We start from the raw sequence: 7092 nt of genomic DNA on the forward strand, positions 1-7092 counted from the left end.
GATCTCAGTCTTGTTCGAACGAGGGTCAACCTCGAAGGTGTACTTACCTTCGTCAATTAGGTTGTAGCTCTTTTCAGAAACAATTGGACGCAGGATAACATCTCTTGGGTTCTTGTTTAGGGCGCTCATTTACTAGCCCTCCTTCTCGGTCTTGGACTTGGATGCGTTGCTGATGAACTCATCCAAAGCCGCCTTGGTGAACACAACGTCGTCGCTAAGAACTACGTCGTAAGCGTTTACCTGGTCAACCGGCAAAACGTGAACGTCTTTTAGGTTGCGAAGGGATTTGTAGCTAAGGTCATCGCTTCTATCTAGAACTACCAGAGCTTTTCTGCCACCGGTTAGTACAGCAAGAATCGAGGCAGCTGACTTGGTGGAAGGAGCGCCGTTTTTAAACAGCTCTGCAACTACGTGCAGGCGTCCATTGCGAGCGCGGTCTGACAGAGCACCCTTGATTGCAGCAGCAATCATTTTCTTTGGGGTTCTCTGCTCGTAAGTTCTTGGCTTTGGACCGTGGGTGATGTAACCACCGCGCATCTGTGGAGCACGGAGGGATCCCTGACGAGCGTTACCGGTTCCCTTCTGCTTGAAAGGCTTCTTACCAGTTCCAGAAACTTCACCGTGCTTCAGAGTTGACTGGGTTCCCTGGCGAGCAGCAGCTTGCTGTGCAACAACAACCTGGTGCAATAGAGGAACGTTGGTCTGAACGTCGAAGATCTCGGCAGGAAGTGTTGCGGCGCCTGTCTTCTTGCCAGCTACGTCGACGATGTCGATTGAATTCTCAGCCATTTGCTTAGGCTCCCTTCACAGCGTTGCGAACGAAAACTAGCTGGCCCTTTGGACCTGGGATTGCTCCCTTGATAAGTAGTAGACCTTTTTCAGCATCCACTGCGTGAAGCTTTAGGTTCATAGCGGTTACGCGATCTGTTCCCATGCGACCTGCCATGCGAGTTCCTTTGAATACGCGACCCGGTGTAGAGGATGCACCAATGGAACCAGGCTTACGGTGGTTACGGTGCTGACCGTGCGATGCACCAACACCATGGAAACCGTGGCGCTTCATGTGACCTGCGAAGCCCTTACCCTTTGAGGTTCCAACTACGTCAAGCATCTGACCAACTTCGAAAACCTCTACGCCAAGTTCTTGTCCAACGGAGTAAGTGTCTGCATCAGCGGTGCGGATCTCGGCCAAGTAGCGGCGAGGTGCAACGGAAGCTTTTGCGAAGTGACCAGCCTCAGGCTTGTTCACCTTGCGAGCAGCGATTGCACCATAGGCAACCTGAACTGCCTGGTAGCCATCAAGCTCTAGGTTTTTGATCTGAGTAACAACGTTTGATCCGGCTTCAACAACAGTGATCGGAATCATCTTGTTGTTCTCGTCCCATGCCTGAGTCATGCCAAGCTTCTTGCCCAGCAGGCCCTTTACGGTTCTATTCTCGGTAGACATCTTTTTTTCCTTAGAGCTTGATCTCGATGTTGACATCGGCTGGTAGGTCTAGACGCATTAGTGAGTCAACTGCCTTTGGAGTTGGGTCAATAATGTCGATTACGCGCTTGTGAGTTCTCATCTCGAAGTGCTCACGGCTGTCCTTGTATTTGTGAGGAGAGCGGATAACACAAACAACGTTTTTCTCGGTAGGAAGTGGAACTGGTCCAACTACGGTTGCACCTGCACGGGTTACTGTGTCGACAATCTTGCGCGCCGATGAATCGATGACCTCATGGTCATACGACTTCAATCGAATGCGGATCTTCTGTGCCGCCATCGTGACTCACTTTCCGTTTCATAAATGTTTGATTCAAAGGACTTGAATCGCTTCACCCACACCCGCGGTCGGGCGTGTCGAATGACATCCAGACCTAAATACTGATGAAGGTTTAAGTTCTTGTTGTAGCCTCCGGGGGACTAAATTCCTTGAAGAACAAAGGATCTAGACACGAGCCAGAGGTGGTTTGGACCAAGAAAGGCCCAAATACTCAGCAACTTGTCAATCCTGCCACAGCACAGCGAGTCAATGCAAGTTAAAGATCCGATGCAGGTCTATATTCAGCCCTCAAAATGGCCTAAAAGAACAGGCGAAGCCTGGCCCTAACAATCCCCTCGAACTTGGCAACATCACCCTTGACCATGGCAAGTTCTGCTCGATCGAGGAACATGCCCAACGAGCCATCAGCATATTGGGCCAAAACACAGGGTTCTTGGCCCGAAGAGGCCCGAATCTCGGATTCGGTCCTTTCATTGAGGTGCTTTAGGTCTATTTCCAGCCCAAACTCTGCCTTGAGGTCCAAGGCCAGCTTGTCAAAAGAAGCCTTACGACGAATTGGCGAATGAGTCACATCGCAAAGCTCGCACTTTGCTACTCCAATTAGATGCCCAAAGAAGTACTTCAGCTCCCCCACAACCCCACCATCGGCGTTGTAAACGCCTATTAGTCGAGTGGGTGTTTGCTGGTCCATGAGTTAGATAACCCTAGCGGGGGCTTTTTTCTTCCAAAAACTAGAAAGCAGCTTCTAGTTGGCCCACTACCTCTTGGCCGCCAAGGGTGGGAATGCTCAACTTTGAAAACAGCAGGTCGTAGGTGCTTTGCTCAAGCAAATTGTTATTTAGCAGCATCTTTAGTGCTGCTAATCCCGCTGGTCTCATGCTGCCATCGGCCACCTTGACTGCAACACCGTGGCCAGAAGTGAGCCCAATTACAAAGACCCCTTCGGCACCAATCTTGGCTAGCATGCCTTGCTCCATCACAAGAGTGTCTGATCCCCCGTGATCGTCAACAACCCATGGGTTTGCAAGCATCGCTGCCTGAATCTCTGTTTCGGTAGCAGCGAATTTTCCAATTGCCTTGGCTAAGCCCTGCAGGCTCATCAAGTGGAGCGGTGCTCCGCAGCCATCGAAGGTGGAGTGTGGGATTTTCTCTCCAGAAAACTCTTCGATTACTTCAACAATAAGTTTCTGCAGTGGATGGCTCGGATCAAGATAGCTCTTGGTGTCCCAGCCGTTTTTGACACAGGCTGCCAAGAATGCAGCGTGCTTGCCGGAGCAGTTAAACGCTGCTTTTGATTCTGATTCGGCTTTACTTCTTGCAGCCAAGTTGCCTGGCCATGCCACCGGACACTGCAGATCTGATTCACTCAAACCAGCGTCTTGAAGAATGCCAAGGACTATTTTGATGTGCTCTGGGGTGCCCTGGTGCGATGCGCTCGACATAGCAAGTTGTTCACCGGAAAGTAATAGCCCTGATCTTCGAAGAGCCAGTGCTTGTAATGGCTTTACGGCGCTGCGGGGATAAATGAGTTTTCGGGAGTTTCCATGTTCTTGAATCAGCTTGCCATCAGGCCCAGTGAGGCAAACCAGACCGTGGTGACGAGATTCAATAATCCCAGCACGGGTCAAATAAGCCAGCTGAATCGTGTCAGCTACCTGATAACCCCAGTTGGCATCTACCACTTTGAGACTCCTAATTGAACTTCACTCAAATCGACCTTGAGTCTATTGCTCTGTCGTCCTGCAGTTGGCCAATACTAAATTGCCAAGTGGGATAAAGAGCTAGCGGACGGAAGAATAACCGAACTAGATCCCACTGCCACCACCACCACCACCGCCACCGCCAGATGATCCGCTACCGGAAGATCCACCTGATGAACTTGTAGCTAATGAGGAGCTTAGAGCCTGACCAACGCTAGAGAGGCTTTGGGTCATGAAAGGCGCACCACTAAACCAGGAGGGCGATCCTTGCTCTCGGTAAAGTTCTGTAAGCACCTCACCCCATTGTTTTTGAAGACCGAGCAATATTGCCCACGGTAGAACTTCCTCATAAAGCTTTAGCACTTGTTTTCCGGTTAATTCTGAAGGCTTGAGTAAAGCGCCTTTAGGTGACTGAAGGAATTCGAGTCGGTCGTTTTCAGCTAGCTCGATATACATTTCTAGACCTTTGAGATGAGAGATAACTGAGCTGCCCTTAGCGGTATAGGAACGTTTTGAAACTAGTAACCAGTAGACAGCGCTAAAGGGTAGAAAACTCAAAATCGGGGCAGCCACGTAACCTGCCCCTGTCATCTGATCCAATTGCAGGGCAACTATGATCCAGACGATATATAGCGCAAGCCCCACCAGCCAACCAAGAGCTGGTAAGCCAAGCGCACGTTTCGAGAAGTAGCCTCCACTATTTACTGCTCTTACCTTCCCTGCTATTAGCTTCTGAAGTGCTACAGAAATTAGCTGGTTCTGCGCGTCATCTGCGGAGGAACCAATTCGAGTTTCGGCGCCGCTCTGACTAAGACCTAATGCGGCCATCACCCCATCCTGATCCAAAGCGGAGCTTGTTCTTCGTAAGATGAAGCTCTTGTCATCTCCAGTCACTGCTTCTATTTCGATTTGCTGCTTGACTGCTAGCTCAACGATTAGGGCCTGAATTAAATGGGAGCTCTTGCGAGAAATTATGCTGGTGTCGAGAAGCGTTGGGGTAGCAGCCGGCTTGTATTCGGGTACCGTGAATTGATTTTTTCCGCGAGACCTAATTCGATAGATTCTGAAATAAACAGCCCAAGCCAAGACCAGTAAAGCCAATAAGGCTGCTATCTGATAAATGATCCAAGACGCTGAGCCATCTACATTGGGTCCACTTGTATTCACTGCTCCAGCTGTAAATGGTATTGAAATTGTTAGATTCTCACCCGGCATCAAGTTGCTAGCGGCAAAATACATTTGGTCTGCGGATAACTGTTTTACTTCACAACTTTTTGTTGATCCGGACAAGCCTTGGTAACAAGACACAGCGCTCGTTAGCAAGTTCGATTGAAGTTCCTTGTCAACCTTTACCGATGCGCTCACTCTGCCAAAGCTTTGGAGCCAACCAGTGCCGTTTACGTCCCAGTAAAATTCATCGTTACCGGAACTGGCTTGAAAATTTCGAATAACCCAGGATTGGGTGTATTCGATAACGTAGGTCTGTCTTCCATTAACGAATGAATCATCGTCTTTCTTGATATAGATATTATTGAAACCTTCTTCTTCGATAACCTCGTAGTCCCGATCAGCTCCGTTTTCATCCGTGACAGAGTGTATTTCAATTAAGCCTGGATAGACTCCATAGCTACTAGAGGGAATACTCCGCTTTATGCCACGGTTCTGATTTATCTCCGGAAATATTGCCACTATTGTTTCGGTTACATGTATTTCTGGTCGGTTATCAAAGTCCTTATTTTGTGACAACTCATAGACGGCATCGAAAGATTCAAAACTAAAGTCGTTCACATCAGCTGAAGCTATCTGGCCAGGCATCAGGAAATTGGCGACTACCAGCGCTGCGAGCAGTTTGAATCGAAGTTTCATGCATTCAAACTAGCATTCGAGACTTGTGTGTGCCTTGGGTGTTGGTTTGTCCTTTAGGGGGTTCGTGACTTGGCCGCGAGAAGTAGTCCTTGTTGATGTTTGTCAAAATCGTGGCTAGCCATGTTGCTCTGCCAGACTTATAGAGTGCCAATACTAAATAAAGACATGCAGGTGTGCATTTCTCTTGCCGCCAGGCCAACAAACCTTGGAACGCGCTTCCATAACTACTTGTATGACGAGCTAAACCTCAATTTTGTCTACAAGGCCTTCACAACCAATGATCTTGAGGGAGCGGTTAGGGGTATCAGAGCCCTTGGGTTTAGAGGTGCCTCTGTATCCATGCCTTTCAAGGAAGCCATCATCCCGTTGCTGGATGATCTGGACCCGTCGGCTAAAGCAATCGATTCTGTAAACACGGTTGTGAACAACAACGGGGTCTTGACTGGTTCCAACACAGACTTCGAAGCTGTGCTTGCACTTCTAAAGAATTCTTCGATTGAACACTCGTCCAAAGTTTTAGTTCGCGGTTCTGGCGGCATGGCTAAAGCCGTTGTGGCTGCCTTCAAAGAAGCTGGGTTTGAAAACCTAACGGTGACTTCACGAAACCAGGATGCGGGATTTTCATTGGCTACCAAATATGGATACGCCTTTGAAGAGGATGCTTTAGCTAACGCTGGATTTGATGTTCTCGTGAATGTCACTCCCATCGGAATGATTGGCGAAAATGAGTCTGAGCTAGCATTCAGTTCCGACCTCATTGCTGCAGCAAGCAGTGTGTTTGATGTGGTGGCGACTCCTTCAGAAACACCCTTGATTGCTGAGGCCAGATCACAGGGAAAAGGATTGATTACTGGTGCCCAAGTACATGCTCTTCAGGCTGCACTCCAGTTTGAAAAATACACCGGAGTAAAACTAAGCCCAGAGCAGATTGCTCGGGCCGCTGAGTTTTCAAGATCCTAAAAGCAAACCCCCGAGAGAAATCCCGGGGGTTTGAAATAAGAAGAAAAAAAGTTACTTCTTCTTTGACTTCTTCTTAGGCGCAGCTTTCTTAGCTACTTTCTTTGCAACTTTAGTTGCGACCTTCTTGGTTGCCTTACGGACCTTGGTTGCAACTTTCTTAGTTGCCTTTACGGCAGCTTTCTTTGATGGTTTCTTAGGAGTTGCCTTCTTGGCAACTTTCTTAGCTACCTTCTTGGCAACCTTAGAAACCTTCTTGGTGGTCTTGGACGCTGCCTTCTTTACGACCTTCTTAGCTACCTTTACGGTTGCCTTCTTGGTCGCCTTGGCTACTGCCCGAGCTGGGGTTAATGGCTTCTTCTTTTTAGGAGTGGCCTTGGACGGGGAAGCCTTTTTAGCTGCTGGCTTTTTCGCTGCAGTTTTCTTTGCCGCTGGCTTCTTAGCGGTTCTATTTAGAATTGTCATCCTTAAAATATGGCAAAGAATTAATGGCCGAAATACCAAAATTGTTGTTATTTGGTTAACTTTCTCTTTACTAGGTAAACAACAATTATTTGGCGCAAAACGTAAAAACCCCCAGGATTTCTCCTGGGGGTTTGAACTAAGTAAGTGAAATTACTTGGTGATCTTGGTTACAGTTCCTGCACCTACGGTACGGCCACCCTCACGGATAGCAAAACGTAGTCCCTCTTCCATGGCGATTGGCTGGATTAGCTCAACCGACATTTCAGTGGTGTCACCAGGCATAACCATTTCGGTTCCTGATGGCAGGGTGATAACACCGGTCACGTCAGTGGTACGGA

Annotated in this window: 10 protein-coding genes; 1 reads left to right on the forward strand and 9 read right to left on the reverse strand. The window is 48.5% G+C overall.

What is annotated here, in order from left to right; genetic code table 11:
- The 7 genes from rplW to AC9UES_RS05995 form a co-directional block, all read right to left on the reverse strand.
- Positions 1 to 129: 50S ribosomal protein L23 (gene rplW / locus AC9UES_RS05965; RefSeq protein ID WP_509527627.1), on the reverse strand; the 129-nt coding region annotated here is incomplete at its 3' end.
- 3 nt (positions 130 to 132) lie between these two features.
- Positions 133 to 789, reverse strand: a complete 657-nt coding sequence (gene rplD / locus AC9UES_RS05970; RefSeq protein ID WP_509527608.1) for a 50S ribosomal protein L4 — start codon at positions 787 to 789, stop codon at positions 133 to 135.
- A gap of 4 nt (positions 790 to 793) precedes the next feature.
- Positions 794 to 1447 carry a 50S ribosomal protein L3 gene (gene rplC / locus AC9UES_RS05975; protein WP_509527611.1) on the reverse strand — a complete coding sequence of 218 codons (654 nt, stop codon included), beginning with the start codon at positions 1445 to 1447 and terminating at the stop codon, positions 794 to 796.
- 10 nt (positions 1448 to 1457) lie between these two features.
- Positions 1458 to 1766 carry a 30S ribosomal protein S10 gene (rpsJ, locus tag AC9UES_RS05980; RefSeq protein ID WP_506557996.1) on the reverse strand — a complete coding sequence of 103 codons (309 nt, stop codon included), beginning with the start codon at positions 1764 to 1766 and terminating at the stop codon, positions 1458 to 1460.
- 298 nt (positions 1767 to 2064) lie between these two features.
- Entirely contained in the window at positions 2065 to 2457 is a 393-nt protein-coding gene (locus AC9UES_RS05985) for a hypothetical protein (protein WP_509527614.1), read from the reverse strand.
- A gap of 40 nt (positions 2458 to 2497) precedes the next feature.
- A complete protein-coding gene (locus AC9UES_RS05990; protein WP_509527616.1) occupies positions 2498 to 3448 on the reverse strand; it encodes an asparaginase in 951 nt (316 codons plus the stop codon).
- Between the two features lie 123 nt (positions 3449 to 3571).
- Positions 3572 to 5332: a DUF2207 family protein gene (locus AC9UES_RS05995; RefSeq protein ID WP_509527618.1), complete on the reverse strand. Its 1761-nt coding sequence runs from the start codon at positions 5330 to 5332 to the stop codon at positions 3572 to 3574.
- A gap of 144 nt (positions 5333 to 5476) precedes the next feature.
- Here AC9UES_RS05995 and AC9UES_RS06000 point away from each other — a divergent pair, with 144 nt between their 5' ends.
- Entirely contained in the window at positions 5477 to 6292 is an 816-nt protein-coding gene (locus tag AC9UES_RS06000; protein ID WP_509527620.1) for a shikimate 5-dehydrogenase, read from the forward strand.
- Between the two features lie 51 nt (positions 6293 to 6343).
- On the opposite strand, the gene AC9UES_RS06005 is transcribed toward AC9UES_RS06000, so the two are convergent.
- Together AC9UES_RS06005 and AC9UES_RS06010 are read right to left on the reverse strand one after the other, a co-directional pair.
- Entirely contained in the window at positions 6344 to 6754 is a 411-nt protein-coding gene (locus tag AC9UES_RS06005) for a hypothetical protein (protein WP_509527622.1), read from the reverse strand.
- Positions 6755 to 6904: 150 nt separating this feature from the next.
- A partial coding sequence (locus AC9UES_RS06010) for an EF-Tu C-terminal domain-related protein (RefSeq protein WP_509527625.1) occupies positions 6905 to 7092 on the reverse strand: 188 nt, incomplete at its 5' end.

It is taken from the genome of Rhodoluna sp., from assembly GCF_044232805.1.
Lineage (GTDB): Bacteria > Actinomycetota > Actinomycetes > Actinomycetales > Microbacteriaceae > Rhodoluna.

Coding starts and splice junctions, on each gene's coding strand:
- rplD (WP_509527608.1), bottom strand. CDS start 789: ATGGCTGAGAATTCAATCGACATCGTCGACGTAGCTGGCAAGAAGACA.
- rplC (WP_509527611.1), bottom strand. CDS start 1,447: ATGTCTACCGAGAATAGAACCGTAAAGGGCCTGCTGGGCAAGAAGCTT.
- rpsJ (WP_506557996.1), bottom strand. CDS start 1,766: ATGGCGGCACAGAAGATCCGCATTCGATTGAAGTCGTATGACCATGAG.
- AC9UES_RS05985 (WP_509527614.1), bottom strand. CDS start 2,457: ATGGACCAGCAAACACCCACTCGACTAATAGGCGTTTACAACGCCGAT.
- AC9UES_RS05995 (WP_509527618.1), bottom strand. CDS start 5,332: ATGAAACTTCGATTCAAACTGCTCGCAGCGCTGGTAGTCGCCAATTTC.
- AC9UES_RS06005 (WP_509527622.1), bottom strand. CDS start 6,754: ATGACAATTCTAAATAGAACCGCTAAGAAGCCAGCGGCAAAGAAAACT.